This window comes from Methylobacterium iners (genome assembly GCF_022179305.1).
In the GTDB taxonomy this organism is placed as follows: Bacteria; Pseudomonadota; Alphaproteobacteria; order Rhizobiales; family Beijerinckiaceae; genus Methylobacterium; species Methylobacterium iners.
On the sequence record NZ_BPQP01000034.1, the window covers coordinates 1 to 18,880 of the forward strand.

Below are 18,880 nucleotides of genomic sequence, written 5' to 3' on the forward strand. Positions count from 1 at the left end.
CGGCGGCCTCGTGTACTAGGTCTCTGCTGGCAAGGTCTGGTATCGGTCTTAAGTCCAGTGAAGACTTAACTCAGTTCTACCAAAGCAGCATCAGATTGCGACATTGACTTCTTGGTCGATTTCTCTTGCTCGCGCTATGCATTCGAAATGGAAAAAGATCCGGACCTCGGCGAAGTTTGGGGCTAAGGTGATAACGTAAAGCCATCCTAAGCAATGGTTCGCGCATCCATCCCCCTCCTTATTCTCCGCGACGAACGGCGCCTTTGTGTAAAACCACACCGTCGCTATTTAGTTCGGCTATGAGGTTCTGGAAGGCTGCCGCATGGGGGTCGGCTGGTGTGAGCAGATCCCCTGATAATGATGAGCCGAGGTATCGCGCCAACCTGATCGACGAGCAGGGTGCCGTGGTTTCAGCCGTTCGGATCCTGGCTGGTGATGATGTCGAAGCACGTGAGAAGGCCAAGGCCCTCGTGGACGGCCACGCCGTCGATCTGTGGGCAGGCCTGCGCTTCATCGACCATTTCCCGACGCCCGATCCGTCCAAGTAGCGGGCCAACGCTGACGGCGATCATGTGACGGGCTGTCGGTGGAGCGAATGATCAGCCACGACGATCGTTGGTTGACACGCCGGATGTCCGTCCCTTCGCTATCTCCGGATCAGGCAATCCATCGGCAACATCGGTCGGCGCTTCCCTGGCCTGAGCTTCTGCCCGTCGGTCCGCCTCCACTCGGCGCGGTGCTCGATCCGAGATGGTGGTGTGCGTGCCAGTCAACACGGTTCAGGGCCTTCGCCACCATGTCGATCGCGCCGTTGTCGTTCTCCGGGACTCGATGCGTCGAGATGAACGGGTCTAAGATCACCACGTCGAGAGCGCTGGCCTGAACGGTCGCTCGGAGGGCGTCGAGGACAGGCTGAGCCAGGACCGTACCGGCTCGCGTCGTCTGAGCGATGACAATTTCGGAGGTGCGGCCCGGATCGAGAAAGAGCCTCCCCTCAAGCTCTCTTGCGTCGGTGTTGTAGCGGATCAGGATTGCGGCAACGCGGCGCTCGATCTCCTCGAGCGGATCTTCGCCGCACCAGTACCAGACGCGGAGAGGCGCCTGCACAGGAACACCGAGGAGCGGACGACCGGTGGCGAGGGCCACGGCCTCGACGAGCTCCAGGCTCGATTTGCCGATGCCGCCGGGTGCCACCGTCGTCGACAGAAAGCCTCGGATCAGTCGGCGATCGTAGAGCCAGGCCCGCGGTGGAATCTGGCGTGGGTCGCGCCAGACGTAGGGGGTTGCTCGAATGAGGGAGGCCGGCGAACCCACGACCGGCGCCCATTCCCGATTTAGATCCGGTGGGTCGTCGAGCGGGGCGAAATCCGCGAAGGGATCGCTCCGGTTCATGATGCATCGCCTCGCGAGCGATCGACCGTGCTGCGGTCCTGATGCTCGGCCATCATCTTCAGGGCGTCGATGGCGAAGCGCATGTGGGCGACGGCCCGGCGGGTGTTGTAGGTCATCCCTGCGTCGGCCCGTACCTCGCCGTGATCAACGGCGAGGGAGCAGTGGAACGCGCAGAGGTGGAGCTGCTCGCGAGCGGTCTCACGCAGCTTTTCGAGCGTGCCGAAGGCGGCATGGTCGAGTGGAGCATTCATCGCACCCCCCCAGTCGAGTGGCCCTGACCGGCCGCCTTGCGCTGAGCGGCCTCAAGCGCTTCCACCACCGCGTCTATGAGATCCGGCCGGAAACCGATTCCGGTGCGCGTCGGGACGAAGTCACCGTCAGCGCTGATGGCGAACAGCCGGAGATCGATGAATCGATGACCCTTGAACTCCCGCAGCTGGATGCGCAGCCGCTCGCGAGAGTTCTTGGCAATCTCTGCGATCAGGATGTCATCCATGGCGCGCCTCCCTCGGACCGAGGCCGGCGAGTTGGGCAACGAGAGCGGCCACCTCATGCGAGACGCCGAGGCGCTGGCTGAGACGATGGACAGCGAGGCTCGGCGGCGAATATTCGGAAGCGTCGGTCAGGCGAGCGACACATTCCGAGGGACGCGAGCGCTGGCCGGCGCTCCGTCCCTCAACTGTTTTTGCCATAGGCTATGCGGCCTCCTGCTCGAGGGAGGCCAGGAAGCCGCGCAGGCTGTCGGCCGGGATCAAGGTGCGCGCGCCGACCTTGATGGTCCGCAACTTCTTCTCCGCCACGAGGGCGTAGATCGTGGTGCGACCGAGGCCGGTCGCGTGGATCGCCTCCGTGATGGTGTAGGCGAGCTTCTCCGTTGACGCGCGCAGGTCTCCCTGCGGCGCCCGAACCTTGTGAGAGTTCATGGCTAAATCCGTCGTTTGCCGCCCTGGTTCAGGTCGGTGCGGATGGATGTTGGCGAATAGCGTTCGCTGTCGCTAATTGTCGATGGTCGAAAATCTGTCGCTATTCAGTCGAGAATTCTGTCGCTAATTCCTGCCGGGCTTTCCGACAGGTGTCCCGGCTTGCGCCAAAGAGCGACTTCATCGCCTCCTCAGTCAGAGCTTGGAGCGCTGGCATGCCCTCTCGTGAGATGAAGTCACGCATCTTGTCCTTAACAGCTTCCTGCTTCCGCGGTGGCCGTCCCAATTTCCTGAGCCTTGAACTGACATCAAGGTTGGAACTCAGGTACGAGGCGCGCTCCGGTTCGGGCGAGAGGAGAGCACTCAAAGCACCTTCCGACACGAACAAGTGCTCGATGTAGCGCCGGCCACTAGCTGTTGGAGAACCCCAAGGCTCAAACCAGCCTCGTTCGATTACGCCATTCGCACTCGCAGTGGCCCAGAAGCCTTGATTGACTTCCCTGGCCTTCCCGCTGTCATCAGGGAAATAGAGCACTGCTAATCGCCCTAAGAACAACGCGTCACGCAAGCGTTTTATAGCTTGAGAAATATATGGCTCAGCGCGCTGAAGCAGCGTCCTTTCTCTCCAAGTAGGTTCGCCTTGGTGTCCGATACCGCCTGCAATGAGAGCTACAAGTGGATCGCCTGATATCTCGGGCGGCGACGGTTCGCCGGGATCGGAGGCCTCCCACTCTTGCGGAAACCAAGTCTTGGTAGCCAGGAGAGCTGCCGCGGGCAGCCTAACGTAGCCAGGCGGTGGGTAAACCTCGTTCAACCTGATCTCCGTGGGTCGGTCGCCCAGGCCGCCCAGGCATCCATCAGCTCGCGCCGCTTCTGGAACAGGTCGCCGCGTCGGTAAGCAGCCTCGACTTTGCTCTCAATCGCGTGCGCCAGCGCCATCTCGACGACCTCAGACGGGAAGTGCGTCGACTCGCTGGCCCAGTCGCGGAAGGTCGACCGGAAGCCGTGAACCGTCAGATCCTCGCACCTCATCCGGCGCAACGTCATCAGCATGGACATGTTGCTGATGGGCCGGCCGCGGCGCCCACCTCGGAACACGAACTCGCCAGTGCTGGCCTCTTTCAGGGTCTTCAGGATCGCCAGCACCGGGGCCGAGAGAGGCACCCGATGCTCGACATGCGCCTTCATCCGCTCGGCCGGCACGGTCCAGACTCCGGCCTCTAGGTCGAACTCTGACCACTTGGCACCTATAGCTTCGCCGGTGCGGGCTGCGGTCAGGATCGTAAAGGCGAGCGCCTGGGCGGCGATGCCGGGCTGCGCGTCGAGAGCCTGCACGAACGCCGATACCTCGGCGTACGGTAAAGCGGCATGGTGCTCGACCTTCTGCACCCGAGAGCGCTTCGGCAGCAGGTTTGACAGGTGCCCCTTCCACCGAGCCGGGTTCTCCCCACGGCGGTAGCCGTGGGTCCTGGCCCAGTCGAGGATCGCTTCGATCCGGCCACGCACCCGAGTGGCCGTCTCGGGCTTAGCCGTCCAGATCGGCTGGAGCGCCTGCATGACGAAGCCAGTGTCGATCGCCTGGACAGGCAGCTCGCCGAACGCCGGGTAAGCGTAGGTGCTCAGGGTGGCCGTCCACTGGGCCGCGTGCTTGCTGTTGCGCCAGCCGGCCTTGTGGGCCTCGATGTAGGCCTCGGCACATTGGCGGAAGGTTATGGCCCGGGCCGCCTCGAGGCGCGCCTGATCCATCTGCGCCCGCTTGGCCTCGATCGGGTCGATCCCCTCCGCGCATAGCTTGCGGCAGGAGAGCGCCTTGTCGCGAGCCTCGGCGAGCGAGAACGTCCCGGCCGAGCCGAGACCCATCTCTCGGGCCTTGCCGCTCAGGGTGAACCGGAAGATCCAAGACTTTGCGCCCTTGCCGGTGACCTGCAGCCACAAGCCGCCGCCGTCGCCGTACATGCCGGGCGTTTTCAGTCGTGCCACGCCAAGAGCTGTCAGCTTTCCCTGCACGCGTTCACCCACGATGCTACCCACATCGTAATCGCGAATTTGGGCGAACGCCAGCGGCCTCCAGCGGCCTCCAGCGGACCAGAGTTTTTGGAAGATCTAATGATTTCGGTGGTTTAGCGGACTGCGGCGAAGGGTTATGAACAGCTATCTGGCGGAGGGAGCGGGATTCGAACCCGCGATACCGTTTCCGGTATACACACTTTCCAGGCGTGCGCCTTCAACCACTCGGCCACCCCTCCGGACCCTGCGCGGGACGGGCGGCCAGGGCGCGGCCGTCGGGCATCGGGTGGCGTGCTGTACAAGCCGCGCCCGCGTCGTGCAAGGCGGGTGTCGGCGGGGCCGGCGTTGGGGAGGCGGGCCTTGGCGGCGCGATCCTCAGATTCGCCGTTTTCGCGGTGCAACGCCCCGGCATCGGCCGGTCCGCCCTGCGCGAGGGGCCGGCGCCTCGGGAGTGCGGACGGCTTTGATCCGGTTCGAGAACGTGACCAAGATCTACCGGACGGACGGCCATCGCCGGACCATCCTGGAGCGCGTCTCGTTCACGCTCAAGCCCGGCACGAGCTACGGCATCCTCGGCATCAACGGGGCCGGCAAGTCGACTTCGATGCGCCTCATCGCCGGCACCGAGGACCCGACCCGCGGGCGCATCCACCGCAACCTGCGGGTCTCCTGGCCGCTCGGCTTCGCCGGCGGCTTCCACCCGATGATGACGGGGCGCGACAACATCATCTTCGTGGCGCGCATCTACGGCGAGGACCCGCGCAAGGTGCTCGAGTTCGTCGAGGACTTTTCCGAGCTCGGCAGCTACCTCGACGTGCCGATCCGGACCTACTCGTCGGGCATGAGCTCGCGCCTCGCCTTCGGGATGAGCATGGCCATCCCCTTCGACTGCTACCTCATCGACGAGGTCACGGCGGTCGGCGACGCCCGCTTCCAGCGCCGCTGCCAGGAGGCCTTCGCGGCGCGGCGCGAGAACGCCGACGTCATCATGGTCTCGCACGACATGGAGACGATCCGTCAATGGTGCAGCCAGGGCATCGTGCTCATCAACGGCCGCGCCATCGTCTACGAGGACGTCAACGACGCCATCGAGGTCTATCGGCGCCTCAATGCCTGACTCTTGGCCTGAGCCTTGGCCTCAGCCTTGCCCCGGCACGCGCGGCGGCCACGGTTTTGCCGTGTGCTCGAGCGATGAACGGGTTCGGCGCGGCGGCATCGCGCCTCGGTCGACGACCGGAACGGAACGACAGGGCGCATGACGGTCGACATCCGCACCCCCCAGGGCCAGCCCCTCACCACGGCCGATCGCTCGAACGCCGTCGCGGAATCGCTGCGGCAGATCGCGCGCGTCTCCCGCTTCGCGGACCGCAAGAAGGGCATCCGGTCCTACCAGACCCACGTCAAGAGCGACCCCTGGGTCCCGGTCCTGTTCGTGCTCTGCTTCCTGCTGCCGAGCCTCGCCGGTGCCGCCTATTACGGGCTGATCGCCTCCGACCGCTACGTCACGGAGGCGCGCTTCGCCCTGCGGCCGGCGATCGGCGGCGTCGAGAAGGCCTCGCCCGACTCGGTCGGGACGAACGAGGGCACGCCGAAGATGATGGTGGCGCAGGACAGCCTCATCACCGCCAACTACATCGAGAGCCGCCCGATGGTGGAGGCGATCGAGGCGGTCATGCCGGTGCGCGAGATGTTCTCGCGCGACAGCATCGACTGGTTCTCGCGCTTCGATCCCGAGAAGCCGATCGAGAAGTTCCTGAAATACTGGAACAAGCGCGTCCACGTGAAGATCGAATCCGGCTCCGGCATCCTCAGCCTGGCCGTGAACACCTTCGACCCGGCGGAATCGCTGGCGCTGACCGAGGCGATCCTCGCGGAGAGCGAGCGCATGGTGAACGCGCTGAGCACCCGCGCCCGGAACGACGCCCTGGCCGAGAGCGTGCGCGAGCTGAAGCTCGCCGGCGAGCGGATGTCGAACATCCGCATCGCGGTGGCGGCGCTGCGCAACAAGGACGGCGTGCTCGACGCGCAGAAGACCAACGAGAGCAACCTCAAGGTGATCGCGGAGCTGACGACGGCGCGGGTCAACCTCGCCGTGCAGCTCGCCCTCGGCCAGCGCGACCTCGGCCCCGAATCGCGCCGCATCCAGGACCTCAAGAGCCAGATCCGCGACCTCGACGAGAACATCGCCAAGATCCAGCGCCAATCCGCGAGCCAGGACCCGGAGCAGATCCGGGTGCTCGCCGATTCGCTGACGCGGTTCGAGGCCTTCGACAACGACCGCAAGGACGCCGAGAAGTACTACGCCAAGGTGCTGGCCGCCCACGAGCGGGCCCGCATCATCGCGGACCGGCAGGTGGAGTTCTTCACCATGGTGGTGCAGCCGGTGATGGCGCAATCCTCCCAGGAGCCCCGCCGGGTGCTGATGGCGAGCCTCGTCACGGCCGGCTCGGCCGTGTTCTTCGCGCTGGCGCTGTTCGCCCGCAAGCAGATGTCCTGACGGACGCCCCGCCGCTCAGCGGAGGCCGCCGGGCGTCGTCCCGGGCGCGCCGCCGACCGGCCGCTCCTCGCCCAGCGTGAGGAGCGTGCGGCCGGATTCCGTGTCGAGGCCGGTCGTAGTCGAGCCCGCCGCCCCGATCGCCGTCGAGCCGACCTCCTCCGTCGCGGCGCGGCTCGCCGTCCCGCCGGTCCAGCCTTGCGCCCGCCAGCCCTGCGCCCGCTCGTCGAGATCGATCGCGCCGTTCTCGTCGAGGATCGCCGTCACCCGGTCCGCGCGCGATTCCTCGGCCCGGACCGTGACGAGCGTCCCGCCCCGCCTGACGCCCTCCGCATAGGTCTCGGCATCGGCCTCGCTCAGGCCCGCGCCGGTCAGCGCCCCGAGCAGGCCGCCCGTGGCGGCGCCGACGCCCGCACCCGCGAGCGTCGCTACGAGCCAGCCCGCCGCGACGACCGGGCCGATCCCTGGGATCGCCATGAGGCCGAGCCCCGCGAGCAGCCCTGCCCCGCCCCCGAGCACGGTGCCGAGCGTCGCGCCGGTGCCCGCGCCGTCGGCCGAGTCGCTCTCGGTGTCCGTGGCCGTGCCGGTCGATGAGGCGGCGCCCTGGCCGTCCTTCTGCGCGACGATGCTGATCTCGCCCTGGGGGATGCCGGCCGCCTCGAGCCGGTCCACGGCCGCGGCCGCCTTCTCGTAATCGTCGTAGAGGGCGGTGAGGGTTCGCATCGCCATGGGTGTCACCTCGGGTTTCCACGCGGCAGGCGCTCGATGAGGCAGGTCGCCGCCTCGGTCGGCGCGCCGCTGCGGTCAGCGGATCGGTCCGGTTCAAGCGGCGGAGATCGGCTTGGTTCCCGCCGCGCGGGCCGATCGCGAGCGGGTCATTAACCCCGCGCTAACCGTAAACCCGGCAAAACTTGCCGGGTTCGGAGCAGAATAAGCCGCATCCGGATGATGACCGGCGGGAGCCATGATGAGCGAAGCGGTCACCGCCGGGACGTCAGGGGCCAAGAGCAACAATCCCTTCTCGGGGATGGCGATGCCGACGCGCGCCGACCTCGGCGCCTTCTCGAAGCGCACTGACCTGTTCTTCGCCTTCGCGGTCCTGGGCATCCTGGCGGTGCTCATCTTCCCGCTGCCGGCGATGCTGCTCGACCTGCTGCTGGCGGTCTCGATCATCCTCTCCGTCCTGATCATGATGACGGGGTTGTTCATCGACAACCCGCTCGAATTCACCGTCTTCCCGACGCTGCTCCTCGTCGCGACGCTGCTGCGGCTGGCGCTCAACCTCGCCTCGACGCGCCTCATCCTGGGCCACGGCCACGAGGGCACGGCGGCGGCCGGCCACGTCATCGAGGCCTTCGGCAACTTCGTGATGGGCGGCAACTTCGTCATCGGCATCATCGTGTTCGCGATCCTCATCATCGTGAATTTCGTCGTGATCACAAAGGGTTCGGGCCGCATCGCCGAGGTCGCGGCCCGCTTCACCCTCGACGCCATGCCGGGCAAGCAGATGGCGATCGACGCCGACCTCTCGGCCGGCCTCATCGACGAGAAGACCGCCAAGGCGCGGCGCGGGGCGCTCGAGGAGGAGAGCTCCTTCTTCGGCGCGATGGACGGCGCCTCGAAATTCGTGCGCGGCGACGCGATCGCGGCGCTCTTGATCACCTTCATCAACGTCATCGGCGGCATCATCATCGGCGTCGCCCAACAGGGCATGCCATTCGGCGCGGCGGCCAAGACCTACACCCTGCTCACCATCGGCGACGGCCTCGCGAGCCAGGTGCCGGCGCTAATCGTCTCGACGGCGGCCGGCATCCTCGTCTCAAAGGCGGGCGTGAAGGGCTCGGCCGACAAGGCGCTGGGCAAGCAGCTCGCGAACTATCCGAAGGCGCTCGGCATGTCGGCCGGCGTCATGGTGCTGATCGCGCTCCTGCCCGGCATGCCGATGCTGCCCTTCCTCGCGCTCGCCGCGGGCTCCGGCTACGCCGCCTGGAAGATCGCTCAGGTCGCCAAGGATGCCCCGCCCCTGGATGCCGAGGGCCTTCCCGTCGATCCGGCTGCCGCAGCGGCCCCGAAGGAGGAGACGGTCACCGACCTCCTCAAGCTCGACGACCTCAAGCTCGAGATGGGCTACGCGCTTCTCGCGCTCGTCAACGGTCCAGACGGGCAGGACCGGCTCACCGACCAGATCAAGGCTCTGCGCCGGCAGCTCGCGGCCGAGCTCGGCTTCGTGATGCCCTCCGTGCGCATTCTCGACAACGTCCAGCTCGACGCCAACGCCTACGTCGTGCGCGTGAAGGAGATCGAGGCCGGCACCGGCAGCATCTTCCCGGGCCAGTTCATGGCGATGGACCCAATGGGCGGGCAGGTGCAGCTACCCGGGCAGCACATGCTGGAGCCGACCTTCGGCCTGCCCGCCACTTGGATCGACGCGTCGCTCAGGGACCAGGCGCAGCTCAAGGGCTACACGGTGGTCGACGCCTCCACCGTCGTCTCGACGCATCTTACCGAGATCATCAAGGCCCACGTCTCCGAGCTCCTGAACCATGTCGAGGTCCAGAAGCTTCTGCGGGAGCTGCCGAAGGACCATTCCGACTTGGTCAAGGAAGTGGTGCCGAGCCAGATCGCCACTACCGGCATCCAACGGGTGCTGCAGTTCCTGCTCGCCGAGCGGGTCTCGATCCGCGACCTCGGCACGATCGTCGAGGGCATCGTCGAGGTGGCGGGCCACGTGAAGAACCCCCGCGACATCGTCGAGCACGTCCGCGCGCGCCTCGGCCGGCAGATCTGCGCGCAGTATCAGGGTCCCGACGGCATGCTGCCGATCATTACCCTCTCGCCGGCCTGGGAACAGGCCTTCCTCGACTCGATCGTCGGCGAGCGCGACGAGCGCTACCTCGCGATGCAGCCCTCAAAGCTTACCGAGTTCGTCAACACCGTGCGGGATCGCTTCGAGACGGCAGCCCGCATCGGAGAGATGCCGGTTCTCGTCACCTCGGCGCAAGCGCGTCCCTTCGTCCGCTCGATCATCGAGCGCTTCCGGCGGGAGACGCCTGTGATGAGTCAGGCGGAGATCCATCCGCGGGCGCGGCTGCGGACGGTGGGGTCGGTGTGAGGGACATCCGGGCGGCGGGCTGCATCGTCGCTTAAGGGCCTCGCTCTTTCACGTCCTTCGTGCCCGACCCAAGCAAGGATAGTGGGCTATTGCGAAATTTAAGATCAGGTTTCACTAAATCTACAGCACTTGTTAACGATATATTTTGATACATCAGCACACCCATCATTAGCAATCTAGCTCTAAGACGGAAGCGAAATCCGACGCTGCCGAGAGCATTAGTCATGTTTTGTAGAAACCAGAGCGGTAGCGCAGCCGTCGTCTTCGGGCTTACGCTTCCGGTCCTCGCGGCCGGCTTGGCGGGTGCCGTGGAAGTCACACGGATGACAGCGTTCAAGCAGCGCCTCACCAGCGCGACCGAATTGTCCTGCCATCAGGGCGCTATTTTCGTCGGAAGCAAGCGAAAGAATAATGCCAATCTCACGACTGACTACACGGGTGATGTGCGCAGTATTACCCAGAAAAACCTGACGGAAAAAAGGCTTGAAAACATCACGATCAGCCCGAGCGTAGACGCGGTCAGGGTTTCTGTGACGACGTCTGGAAATCTTAGCTTTCTTCTCGGTGGCGTCCTACCGAAGTCGAACCAATACTTCAGCGTCTCACAAAGTTGTCTGATCGCGCCTAACGTTCCAGATCCGTCGAGCACGTCGACACTGATCTTCTCTGAGTCGTTCGAGGAGAATCACACTGTCGGCCAAGGGAATTGGAACGTCATCGACACAGCAAATACTTGGTTCAACAGTTGGACTACGAGTGGTGCAGGCCTCGAAATCAATGGTCAGGCTTCGCTTACCAGCGGCAAACTGCGGTTCGGGAATTTTTTTGCAGAATTGGATAGTGATTGCAAAAATGCAAGCTCGTCGCAAAAGGTCAGCTGCGCTAACACGACTAACTCATCAATTATCAGAAACATGACCCTCAAGGGGGGTAATCACGAAATTAGATACTGGTACAATTCTCGTAAGGATAAGTCCGGGATCGATTACAATAAGTACGGAAATGCGGAGACGTGCTCTGATCTGACTAAAGCAAAAGGCGCTGGTCGCGACGATTTTGAGCAGCGGGCCATCAACGAGCTGGCCGTCGCTCAAGCCCAGAAGGATGGCTGGACCTTCAGGATCGAGCTCTACGTCGAAAAGAAGTCGGACGCCCTTTATCAGGTGGAGAACCTTACGGACGTCTGCGTCTGGACGAAAGACTGGGTCGAGCGCAAGCTTACCTTCACCGTTCCCAGTGCGGGTGATTATCGCATCGTGTGGCGCGGCGCCGGACGTCAGGATACCTACGGCGGCCTGCTGGATTACATCCGAATTTGTGAGGGTGTCTGTCCCTGATCTGCAGTAATGGTGCGTGAGAGCGGGTTAATGAGGGCAGGGATTTCGAGGAATGAGGACCATTCGCAACTTCATACATCGCACGAGCGGCGCGAGTGCAGTCGAGTTTGGGCTCCTTGCCGGACCGCTTGTCTTGATAATCATGGGCATTCTACAATTCTACGCCATGCATGTCATGCAGAGCACGCTGAGCGATGCGCTCTACGCATCGGCAGCGACGCCTGAGCCGGCTCTTTTGCTTGGGCAAAGAAACGCCTATAGGGACATCGTCTGCGATAAGACCTTCTTTCCTGAAACTTGTAAGAACAGTTTGGTCTTGGAGATGAGACGCCTGCAAGACGTTCCGACCGCTAGCACAGCGGTCACCGAGATGTTCCAGGTCGGATCCAGCAACGACGTCTTATCGTTACGTGCCACCGCATCAGTCGTGCAGTTCGTCCCTTTCATTCCCTTGCTGAAGGCGAAGGCCTCAGTCGTATTTAGGCGGCCGGCATGACGCACATCGTTGCTCCACCATCTTCGCGGACCGCAGTCAGGTCGTTCTTCCGGGAGGACAGAGGGACCGCGGCTGTCGAGTTCGGCCTGATCGCCACGGTGTTGGCCGCTATCCTAGGTGGCATCATCGACCTGAGCTTCATGATCGGAGCCAATCGGGACGCGGAGCGCGCTTCGGCGCTCATCGTCAAGACTCTGGCCAGCTGTCCGCCGCGCACCACCGCAAATTCCGGGTTCACGCACCAAGGCTCCGACTGCGTGACCCAAACAATGAGACTTTACACCGACGGGAACAACGGTCGGTTCAAGAACATTGTCTTGGGCCTTCCAAACGCCGACCTAAAACTCCTCTACTTCACCCGAGTCGGCACCGAGATCGAGACCTGCTTCGGTGTCGATTTCGTAGAGGATCTAGGGCCGAACGTGAAACCGACCGTGCTGTCGGTGACCCGCGATGACGACACGGGCGTGGTAGCCAGGATCGTGTCGAATTACACTCCACTGATGCCGAGTTTCATCATCGATCATGGCCTTTCGGCAGCGCTCAGCAGCTCACAGTATACCGTCGACGTTCAAGGCTCAGGTCCTGGGTCACGTTGCTCGAAATCGTCGAGTTGATGGTCAGGCAAACCCTTCCGGTCCGCGTTTCGCGAAACGGTTGCCGGACTACCGCGCCGGAGGCGCGCTCGGCCCGGATAGGCAGGGGCAGGCTATGACGCCTTGCTGATAGGCGGCGCCGGCACTGCCTCGACGGGCTTCGCATTACGCCGGAACGCCTTCGCCAAATTCGCCCGCTCGTACAACAGCACCGTCACGATCGACAGGGCGAACGGGATCAAAAGGTAGAGCAGCCGGAAAACGAGCAGAGCGGCCAGCACATCGACCTTCGGCACCTCCGGCATCGCGGTGAGGAAGATGATCTCGAACACGCCCAGCCCGCCCGGCGAGTGCGAGGCCAGCGCCGCGGAGAATGAAGCGAGGAAGACCGCCAGCACCACGACGAAACCCGGGTTGCCGGCCTCCGGCAGCGCGAAATAGATGATGCCGGCCGCACCCAGCAGCTCCAGCGGCGCCGCGATGAGCTGACGGCCCATGATGTTGGGGCGCGGGTATTCGAGCTTGAAGGTGCGGATCGTCAGCGGCTTCAGGCGCAGCAGCGAGCCGATGACGTAGAGGCTGACGAAGGTCAGGAGCGCGAGGCCGACGACGCGCGCGGTAGTCGGGTTCGTCAGCGCGGCCGGCAGCTTGCCCTCGAGCCGGGTCAGCAGCTCCGGGTAGATCGTGAGCACGATCCCGCCCAGCAGCATCGTGCCGAGGCCGAAGGTGAAGGAGCAGAGCGCTACCAGCACGGCCACTTGCGCCGCGCTCAGGCCTTTCGCCGAGTAGGCCCGGTAACGCACCAGGGCGCCCGAGAAGACCGAGGCGCCGATATTGTGCGACAGCGCGTAGGTGGTGAAGGAGCAGACCGAGACGAACAGCCAAGAGATGTGGCGCACGCCGAGATGCAGGAGCGCGATGCGGTCGTACCAGGCGAGCGCCGCGTAGGCGACGATTGTCGAGAGGAACGCCAGGCCGTAGCGGTGCGCCGGGATCGCCCTCAGGCTGTCCTCGACCTCCTTGAGGGAGATGCCCTGCAATTCGCGGTACAGGAGGTAGCCCGAGACCACGAGGGCCACGAGGCCGACGAGCGGCCAGGCAAAATCCTTAATCTTCTTCATGGCAACCGGTCGCGTCCCTGGAGCGGGGCCTACCTGCACGACGGGGCCGTGCACCGCAAGCGAGACCGGTGAAGCCCCGGCCTGTCCGGGGCTGATGTCATGGGATCATGACGGTTTCGTGCCGGCAAGGGGCTCCGGCAGGCGCGACGTCTACCTAAGCGCGGGCGCGCGAGAGGCCGATCGCGTCCACCGCCGCCTGGTCGCGGGCGGCTTCCACCGCGCGCTCGGCGCTGCGCTCGCGATCCTCGAGGATCTCGACCTTCTTCAGTTCCTCGAAGGCCTCGCCGAGCTCGGCCTTGGCCTCGGAGAGCTGCCCGTCGAGGGCGGCCGCCGACTGGCGCATGTTGTCCCGGCGCACGGCCGCGGCGCGGGCGTAGGTCGGGTAGGCGAAATGGGCGGGGTCGGAGATGCCCGCGCGGCTCTCCTCGTGGGCGACCTCGCGGTCGAGCTCGGAGGCCATCCGCTGGAAGTCGGCCATCATCATCTCGATCTGCGTCACGCGGCGACGCTTCTCGTCGACCTGGAAGCGGCGCAGCCGGATCAGCGTGTCACGCGATTTCATCTTGAGGGTCCACTCCACGCAACGCTCGACACCCGGGCGCTGCGGCTTCGCCGGCCCCGGTTCGACGAGCCTTCCCGGCGCTTAGGCGGCGCCGACGATCTCGCCGAGTCGACGGTAACCCTCGCCGATCGAAGTTGCTTCTTCCTTACCCTGACCCAGAAAAGCCTCGATTTGCGGCATGAGCGCCACCGCCTCGTCGACCTCCGCCGAGGCGCCCGCGCGGTAGGCGCCGAGGCGGATCAGCTCCTCCATGTCGGCGTAAGTCGCGAGGATGCGGCGGGCGCGGCGAACGGTCGGAAGGTGCTGCGGGTCGCAAGCCTTCGGCATGGTGCGCGAGACCGAGCGCAGCACGTTGATCGCCGGATAGCGTCCGCGCTCGGCGATGCCGCGCTCCATCACGATATGCCCGTCGAGGATGCCGCGCACCGCGTCGGCCACGGGTTCGTTGTGGTCGTCGCCCTCGACGAGCACCGTGAACAGGCCCGAGATCGCCCCCTCCCCCGTTCCCGGCCCGGCGCGTTCGAGGAGGCGCGGCAGCTCGCTGAACACGGTGGGCGTGTAGCCCTTGGCGGTGGGCGGCTCGCCGGCGGCAAGGCCGATATCGCGCTGGGCCATGGCGAAGCGGGTGATCGAGTCGATCATGCAGAGCACCTGAGCGCCCTGGTCGCGAAAGTGCTCGGCGATGGCGAGCGTCACGTAGGCCGCGTTGCGCCGCATCAGGGCGGGTTCGTCCGAGGTCGCGACCACCACGACGGAGCGCTTGAGCCCGGCCTCGCCGAGGTCGTCCTGCAGGAACTCCTGGACCTCGCGGCCGCGCTCGCCGACGAGGCCGATCACGGCGACGTCGGCAGCCGTGTAGCGGGCAAGCATCGAGAGCAGCACCGACTTGCCGACGCCGGAGCCCGCGAAGATGCCCATGCGCTGGCCGGCGCACATCGTCAGGAACGTGTTAATGCAGCGGACGCCGAGGTCCAGCGGCGGCCCGACGCGTCGGCGGGCATGAGCCGGCGGCGGGTCCGCCCGCAAGGGATAGATGGCCGGTCCGGCTGGGATCGGTCCGAGGCCGTCGATGGGGCGGCCGAGCGCGTCGACGGTGCGGCCGAGCCAGGCGGCCGACGGGCGGATCGCGCCCGCGGCCTCGTCGCGGACCGTGGCCGGGCAGCCGCGGCGGACGCCCTCCAGGGAGCCGAAGGGCATCGCGAGCGCCCGGTCGCCCTGGAAGCCGATGATCTCGCAGGGCACGATGCCGCCCGCGCCGGTGTCGACGGCGATGTCGAGGCGTCCGCCGAGCCGCATGGCCGCGACCGGCCCGGCAACCTCGATGAGCAGCCCCCGGATGGCGACGACCCGCCCGTAGGTCTCGAGGGTCTCGACGCCGTCGAGCGCCTGTCTTGCCGCCGCGAGGCGCGAAGCACCCCCGCCGCGATCCCGCTCCGACATTCGGCCGCCTCTCAACCTTTCATTTACCTCCCTCCTTAACACTGCCTCCATCGCGCCGACAGCGGGCCGCCGTCATGCGCCGCGTCCGTGGCACACGGGCGACGGTCCGAAGCGAAGCGTGAAGATAGAATCACTTAGGCAAGGTCTTGCTCAGATCGATTCAGCTTGAGCATGGATCGGATGAGAACAGATCAAAAACGAAGAGCCGGTTGCAGGATCAAAATCTCTAAATCTCTGCTTGCCAGCGGGAATCAGGTTTTGTTAACGATTAACGAATAGCGTTCTAAGTCGAAGACAAGGGAGCGTCCGCCGCGGGCCGGTGGCGGGCGATCAGCGGGGGCTTGCCCAAACGCTGCAACGGCCGGCTGGGCTGGGGACCGACGATGCGGGTACTTCTGATCGAGGACGACAGCGCCACGGCGCAGAGCATCGAGTTGATGCTCAAGTCCGAGAGCTTCAACACCTACACCACCGATCTCGGTGAGGAAGGGATCGATCTCGGTAAGCTCTACGACTACGACATCATCCTCCTCGACCTGAACCTGCCCGACATGTCGGGCTACGAGGTCCTGCGGAACCTCCGCGTCGCCAAGGTCAAGACACCGATCCTGATTCTGTCGGGCATGGCCGGCATCGAGGACAAGGTGAAGGGTCTCGGCTTCGGGGCCGACGACTACCTGACCAAGCCCTTCCACAAGGACGAGCTCGTCGCCCGCATCCACGCCATCGTGCGCCGCTCGAAGGGCCACGCCCAGTCGGTCATCACCACGGGCGACCTCATCGTGAACCTCGACCAGAAGACGGTGGAAGTCTCCGGCTCGCGGGTGCACCTGACCGGCAAGGAGTACCAGATGCTGGAACTCCTCTCGCTCCGTAAGGGCACGACGCTGACGAAGGAGATGTTCCTCAACCACCTCTACGGCGGGATGGACGAGCCCGAGCTCAAGATCATCGACGTCTTCATCTGCAAGCTGCGCAAGAAGCTCGCCAATGCCAGCCAGGGCAAGAACTACATCGAGACGGTCTGGGGCCGCGGCTACGTCCTGCGCGAGCCGGTCGAAGGCGAAGAGCGGATCGCCGTCTGAGCGCAGAAGGTTTCGGTTTTCGGAACGGCCTCGCTTCGGCGGGGCCTTTTCGTTTGCGGGCTTCCTGCGGACGCTGGGCTTCACCGGAGAGGCCTTGCTCCAACCGTTGTCATTCTGGGCTGCGAAGCAGAGCCCGGAACCCAGAGTCGCTGACTTAGCAAGCTGGAGCACCACTCGTGGTTCTGGGTTCCGGGCTCGCCTACGGCGCCCCGGAATGACAAAGGGAGGGTGGCGCCCAGGTCCGCCCTCCCTCCGTAAGCAGGTCAGAAGCCCGCCCTCAGAATCCCACCACGCGCCGGATCGGCGGCGCTACGGGGGCAACCGTCGCAACGATCCGCGCAGCCGAAGGAGCCTGGTTGTAGAGTCCGCGGTGCTGCGGGCTCGGGACGAGCTTGTCCGTCAGCCCGATCACGGTCTCGGCCGCGCCGAGCAGCAGCGCGCCGTCCGGCGCCAGGCTGGCGCTGAGCCGGCCGAGCACGTCGCCCTTGGTCGGCGCGTCGAAATAGATGAGCACGTTACGGCAATAGATGATGTCGAAGGTGCCCAGCTGCTCGAAGGGATGCAGCAGGTTGAGGGGCCGGAAATCGACCATCCGGCGCAAGGAATCCGAGATCCGCCAGAGCTCGCCGACCTGCTCGAAGTTCTTGAGCAGCATCTGGACGGGGAGCCCGCGCTGGACCTCGAAATGGCTGTAGAGGCCGGCCCTGGCCTTCTCGAGCACCTCGGTCGAGAGGTCCGTCGCCACGATGTCGACCTGCCAGCCGGCGAGCCTCGGGCCGGCCTCCTGCAGGAGCATGGCCAGCGAATAGGGCTCCTGCCCCGTCGAGGCGGCGGCGCACCAGATGCGCAGGCGGCGCTGCGCCGCGCGCCGGGTCAGGGCTTCGGGCAGCAGCACGTCCTTGAAGAGGTCGAAGGGCGTGCGGTCGCGGAAGAAGAAGGTCTCGTTGGTGGTCATCGCCTCGACGACCGCCTTCTCCATGGCGAGGTCGCGCGAGACCTTGAGGGCGCCGACGAGGTCGCGCAGGCTCTCCAGCCCGAAGCGGCGGCAGATCGGCCCGAGGCGGCTCTCGATCAGGTAGCGCTTCTCGGCGGTCAACGCGAGGCCGGAGCGCTGCTTGAGGTAGCCGCGCAGGAAATCGAACTCGACGTCGGTCATGCGCCGTGTCCTGTCAGGAGGTTGCGTAAGGCGCCACCGATCTCGCCGAGCGGCAGGATGGCCTGGGCGAGCCCGGCCTTGGCGATGCTGCCGGGCATGCCCCAGACGGTGCTGGTCGCCTCGTCCTGCGCGAGCACGGCGGCGCCGGCCTCGGTCAGCGAACGCGCGCCGCCGGTGCCGTCGGAGCCCATGCCGGTGAGAACCACGGCGAGGCAGGCACCGCCGTAGATTGCGGCCGCGTCGTTGAAGAGCACGTCGACGGCGGGGCGGCAGAAATTCACGACCGGGCCGTCGTCGAGGCGGATGGTGACGTCGCCGCGGCCGCCGGCGAGGCCCATGTGGCGGCCGCCCGGCGCGACGTAGATGCGGCCGGGCACGACGCGCTCGTCGGCCTTGCCCTCGGCGGCCGGGATGCCGGTGCGCGCGCCGAGATGCTCGGCGAAGACGGCGGTGAAGACGGGCGGCATGTGCTGCACGATGAGGACCGGGAACTGACGAAGCGTCGCGGCGCCGATCTTCTCGAGGACCTCGCCGACGGCGCGCGGTCCGCCCGTCGAGGCACCGACGAGCAGGCAGCGGGGCGGCGTCGCGCTGCGCGCTTTCGGCCGCAGCAGCACGGGCGCGGCGGGCCGCGGAGCGGGTGCGGTCGGCGCCGCCGGCATATGCGAAGGAGCGAGCGCCGGGCCGCGGCGGCGGGCACGGGTGCTGCCGAACACGCGAACCCGCTCGACCAGCTCGGTGCGGAAAGCATCCGAGGTGGTGACGCCGCGGTTGCTCTCGGGCTTGGCGAGGTAGTCGACGGCCCCGAGCGCCAGGCAGCGCAGCGAGATGTCGGCGTTGCGCGTCGTCAGGGTCGACATCATCACGATCTGCACGCCCGGGCTCTTGGCGAGCAGCAGGGGCAGCGCCTGAGTCCCGTCGAGCTCGGGCATGTCGATGTCGAGGAGCACGACGTCGGGGTCGTGGCGCGACATCGCCTCCACGGCGATCCGGCCGTTGGCGGCCGTCGCGACGACGTCGTAGCCCGCCTCGCCGAGCCAGCGCGCGACGAGGCCGCGCACCACGGCGGAATCGTCGGCGATGAGCACGCGGATCTTCTGGCCCGTCCCTGCGGCTACGGTGCCGGTGGGGCCGGGCGGGTGGGCAACGGCTGCCAGCATCG

Annotated in this window: 19 protein-coding genes and 1 tRNA gene; 7 read left to right on the plus strand and 13 right to left on the minus strand. The window is 65.7% G+C overall.

The annotated features are described in order from the left end of the window. Window positions 1–410: 410 nt before the first annotated feature. The 7 genes from MFF55_RS12165 to MFF55_RS12195 all read right to left on the minus strand — a co-directional run bounded on the left by MFF55_RS12165 (window position 411) and on the right by MFF55_RS12195 (window position 4,558). Window positions 411–572: a hypothetical protein gene (locus tag MFF55_RS12165; protein WP_238244360.1), complete on the minus strand. Its 162-nt coding sequence runs from the start codon at window positions 570–572 to the stop codon at window positions 411–413. A gap of 85 nt (window positions 573–657) precedes the next feature. Continuing rightward, entirely contained in the window at window positions 658–1,314 is a 657-nt protein-coding gene (locus MFF55_RS12170) for an AAA family ATPase (RefSeq protein WP_238244361.1), read from the minus strand. 74 nt (window positions 1,315–1,388) lie between these two features. Beyond that, window positions 1,389–1,643 carry a hypothetical protein gene (locus MFF55_RS12175; protein WP_238244362.1) on the minus strand — a complete coding sequence of 85 codons (255 nt, stop codon included), beginning with the start codon at window positions 1,641–1,643 and terminating at the stop codon, window positions 1,389–1,391. Next, window positions 1,640–1,888: a transcriptional coactivator p15/PC4 family protein gene (locus MFF55_RS12180; protein ID WP_238244363.1), complete on the minus strand. Its 249-nt coding sequence runs from the start codon at window positions 1,886–1,888 to the stop codon at window positions 1,640–1,642. Before MFF55_RS12180 ends, MFF55_RS12175 begins: the two co-directional genes overlap by 4 nt. Window positions 1,889–2,087: 199 nt before the next feature. Next, window positions 2,088–2,315, minus strand: coding sequence for a helix-turn-helix domain-containing protein (locus MFF55_RS12185; RefSeq protein ID WP_238244364.1), 228 nt, complete (start codon window positions 2,313–2,315; stop codon window positions 2,088–2,090). A gap of 807 nt (window positions 2,316–3,122) precedes the next feature. Further along, complete coding sequence (locus MFF55_RS12190; RefSeq protein WP_238244419.1) at window positions 3,123–4,268, minus strand: tyrosine-type recombinase/integrase; 1,146 nt, start codon at window positions 4,266–4,268, stop codon at window positions 3,123–3,125. A gap of 200 nt (window positions 4,269–4,468) precedes the next feature. Then, a tRNA-Ser gene (locus MFF55_RS12195) sits at window positions 4,469–4,558 on the minus strand. Between the two features lie 224 nt (window positions 4,559–4,782). On the opposite strand from MFF55_RS12195, the gene MFF55_RS12200 reads away from it, so the two are divergent. Then, on the plus strand, window positions 4,783–5,436 hold the full coding sequence (locus tag MFF55_RS12200) for an ABC transporter ATP-binding protein (protein WP_238244365.1): 654 nt from the start codon (window positions 4,783–4,785) through the stop codon (window positions 5,434–5,436). Between the two features lie 138 nt (window positions 5,437–5,574). Next, on the plus strand, window positions 5,575–6,816 hold the full coding sequence (locus MFF55_RS12205; RefSeq protein ID WP_238244366.1) for a KpsE/RkpR family capsule polysaccharide export protein: 1,242 nt from the start codon (window positions 5,575–5,577) through the stop codon (window positions 6,814–6,816). A gap of 15 nt (window positions 6,817–6,831) precedes the next feature. Here the strand turns inward: MFF55_RS12205 and MFF55_RS12210 are convergent, their stop codons facing one another. Beyond that, window positions 6,832–7,542 carry a general stress protein gene (locus MFF55_RS12210; protein ID WP_238244367.1) on the minus strand — a complete coding sequence of 237 codons (711 nt, stop codon included), beginning with the start codon at window positions 7,540–7,542 and terminating at the stop codon, window positions 6,832–6,834. A 238-nt stretch (window positions 7,543–7,780) separates the two neighbouring features. Between MFF55_RS12210 and flhA the strand changes: the two genes are divergently transcribed. From flhA to MFF55_RS12230, 4 genes are all read left to right on the plus strand, one after another. Beyond that, complete coding sequence (gene flhA, locus MFF55_RS12215; protein WP_373874797.1) at window positions 7,781–9,925, plus strand: flagellar biosynthesis protein FlhA; 2,145 nt, start codon at window positions 7,781–7,783, stop codon at window positions 9,923–9,925. Window positions 9,926–10,248: 323 nt separating this feature from the next. Continuing rightward, window positions 10,249–11,262 (plus strand): hypothetical protein, encoded by a 1,014-nt coding sequence (locus MFF55_RS12220; protein WP_238244368.1) that lies wholly within the window; start codon window positions 10,249–10,251, stop codon window positions 11,260–11,262. Between the two features lie 52 nt (window positions 11,263–11,314). Further along, the gene (locus MFF55_RS12225; protein WP_238244369.1) at window positions 11,315–11,758 is read left to right on the plus strand and encodes a TadE/TadG family type IV pilus assembly protein; all 444 of its coding nucleotides are present in this window, start codon (window positions 11,315–11,317) and stop codon (window positions 11,756–11,758) included. Further along, window positions 11,755–12,375, plus strand: coding sequence for a TadE/TadG family type IV pilus assembly protein (locus MFF55_RS12230; RefSeq protein WP_238244370.1), 621 nt, complete (start codon window positions 11,755–11,757; stop codon window positions 12,373–12,375). Before MFF55_RS12225 ends, MFF55_RS12230 begins: the two co-directional genes overlap by 4 nt. Window positions 12,376–12,467: 92 nt before the next feature. Here the strand turns inward: MFF55_RS12230 and MFF55_RS12235 are convergent, their stop codons facing one another. The 3 genes from MFF55_RS12235 to fliI all read right to left on the minus strand — a co-directional run bounded on the left by MFF55_RS12235 (window position 12,468) and on the right by fliI (window position 15,477). Further along, complete coding sequence (locus MFF55_RS12235; RefSeq protein WP_238244371.1) at window positions 12,468–13,475, minus strand: lysylphosphatidylglycerol synthase domain-containing protein; 1,008 nt, start codon at window positions 13,473–13,475, stop codon at window positions 12,468–12,470. Between the two features lie 154 nt (window positions 13,476–13,629). Continuing rightward, complete coding sequence (gene fliJ, locus MFF55_RS12240; RefSeq protein WP_238244372.1) at window positions 13,630–14,037, minus strand: flagellar export protein FliJ; 408 nt, start codon at window positions 14,035–14,037, stop codon at window positions 13,630–13,632. 81 nt (window positions 14,038–14,118) lie between these two features. Then, window positions 14,119–15,477: a flagellar protein export ATPase FliI gene (fliI, locus tag MFF55_RS12245; RefSeq protein WP_238244373.1), complete on the minus strand. Its 1,359-nt coding sequence runs from the start codon at window positions 15,475–15,477 to the stop codon at window positions 14,119–14,121. Window positions 15,478–15,860: 383 nt separating this feature from the next. Between fliI and ctrA the strand changes: the two genes are divergently transcribed. Next, entirely contained in the window at window positions 15,861–16,562 is a 702-nt protein-coding gene (ctrA, locus tag MFF55_RS12250) for a response regulator transcription factor CtrA (RefSeq protein ID WP_238244374.1), read from the plus strand. A 277-nt stretch (window positions 16,563–16,839) separates the two neighbouring features. On the opposite strand, the gene MFF55_RS12255 is transcribed toward ctrA, so the two are convergent. Both MFF55_RS12255 and MFF55_RS12260 read right to left on the minus strand, forming a co-directional pair. Next, the gene (locus MFF55_RS12255; protein ID WP_238244375.1) at window positions 16,840–17,718 is read right to left on the minus strand and encodes a CheR family methyltransferase; all 879 of its coding nucleotides are present in this window, start codon (window positions 17,716–17,718) and stop codon (window positions 16,840–16,842) included. Beyond that, a complete protein-coding gene (locus tag MFF55_RS12260) occupies window positions 17,715–18,878 on the minus strand; it encodes a protein-glutamate methylesterase/protein-glutamine glutaminase (RefSeq protein WP_238244376.1) in 1,164 nt (387 codons plus the stop codon). The genes MFF55_RS12255 and MFF55_RS12260 overlap by 4 nt, the downstream gene beginning before the upstream one ends. Between the last annotated feature and the right edge of the window lie 2 nt (window positions 18,879–18,880).

Coding starts and splice junctions, on each gene's coding strand:
- MFF55_RS12165 (WP_238244360.1), bottom strand. CDS start 572: ATGATCGCCGTCAGCGTTGGCCCGCTACTTGGACGGATCGGGCGTCGG.
- MFF55_RS12175 (WP_238244362.1), bottom strand. CDS start 1,643: ATGAATGCTCCACTCGACCATGCCGCCTTCGGCACGCTCGAAAAGCTG.
- MFF55_RS12180 (WP_238244363.1), bottom strand. CDS start 1,888: ATGGATGACATCCTGATCGCAGAGATTGCCAAGAACTCTCGCGAGCGG.
- MFF55_RS12185 (WP_238244364.1), bottom strand. CDS start 2,315: ATGAACTCTCACAAGGTTCGGGCGCCGCAGGGAGACCTGCGCGCGTCA.
- MFF55_RS12190 (WP_238244419.1), bottom strand. CDS start 4,268: ATGTACGGCGACGGCGGCGGCTTGTGGCTGCAGGTCACCGGCAAGGGC.
- MFF55_RS12205 (WP_238244366.1), top strand. CDS start 5,575: ATGACGGTCGACATCCGCACCCCCCAGGGCCAGCCCCTCACCACGGCC.
- MFF55_RS12210 (WP_238244367.1), bottom strand. CDS start 7,542: ATGGCGATGCGAACCCTCACCGCCCTCTACGACGATTACGAGAAGGCG.
- flhA (WP_373874797.1), top strand. CDS start 7,781: ATGAGCGAAGCGGTCACCGCCGGGACGTCAGGGGCCAAGAGCAACAAT.
- MFF55_RS12220 (WP_238244368.1), top strand. CDS start 10,249: ATGACAGCGTTCAAGCAGCGCCTCACCAGCGCGACCGAATTGTCCTGC.
- MFF55_RS12225 (WP_238244369.1), top strand. CDS start 11,315: ATGAGGACCATTCGCAACTTCATACATCGCACGAGCGGCGCGAGTGCA.
- MFF55_RS12230 (WP_238244370.1), top strand. CDS start 11,755: ATGACGCACATCGTTGCTCCACCATCTTCGCGGACCGCAGTCAGGTCG.
- MFF55_RS12235 (WP_238244371.1), bottom strand. CDS start 13,475: ATGAAGAAGATTAAGGATTTTGCCTGGCCGCTCGTCGGCCTCGTGGCC.
- fliJ (WP_238244372.1), bottom strand. CDS start 14,037: ATGAAATCGCGTGACACGCTGATCCGGCTGCGCCGCTTCCAGGTCGAC.
- fliI (WP_238244373.1), bottom strand. CDS start 15,477: ATGTCGGAGCGGGATCGCGGCGGGGGTGCTTCGCGCCTCGCGGCGGCA.
- ctrA (WP_238244374.1), top strand. CDS start 15,861: ATGCGGGTACTTCTGATCGAGGACGACAGCGCCACGGCGCAGAGCATC.
- MFF55_RS12255 (WP_238244375.1), bottom strand. CDS start 17,718: ATGACCGACGTCGAGTTCGATTTCCTGCGCGGCTACCTCAAGCAGCGC.
- MFF55_RS12260 (WP_238244376.1), bottom strand. CDS start 18,878: ATGCTGGCAGCCGTTGCCCACCCGCCCGGCCCCACCGGCACCGTAGCC.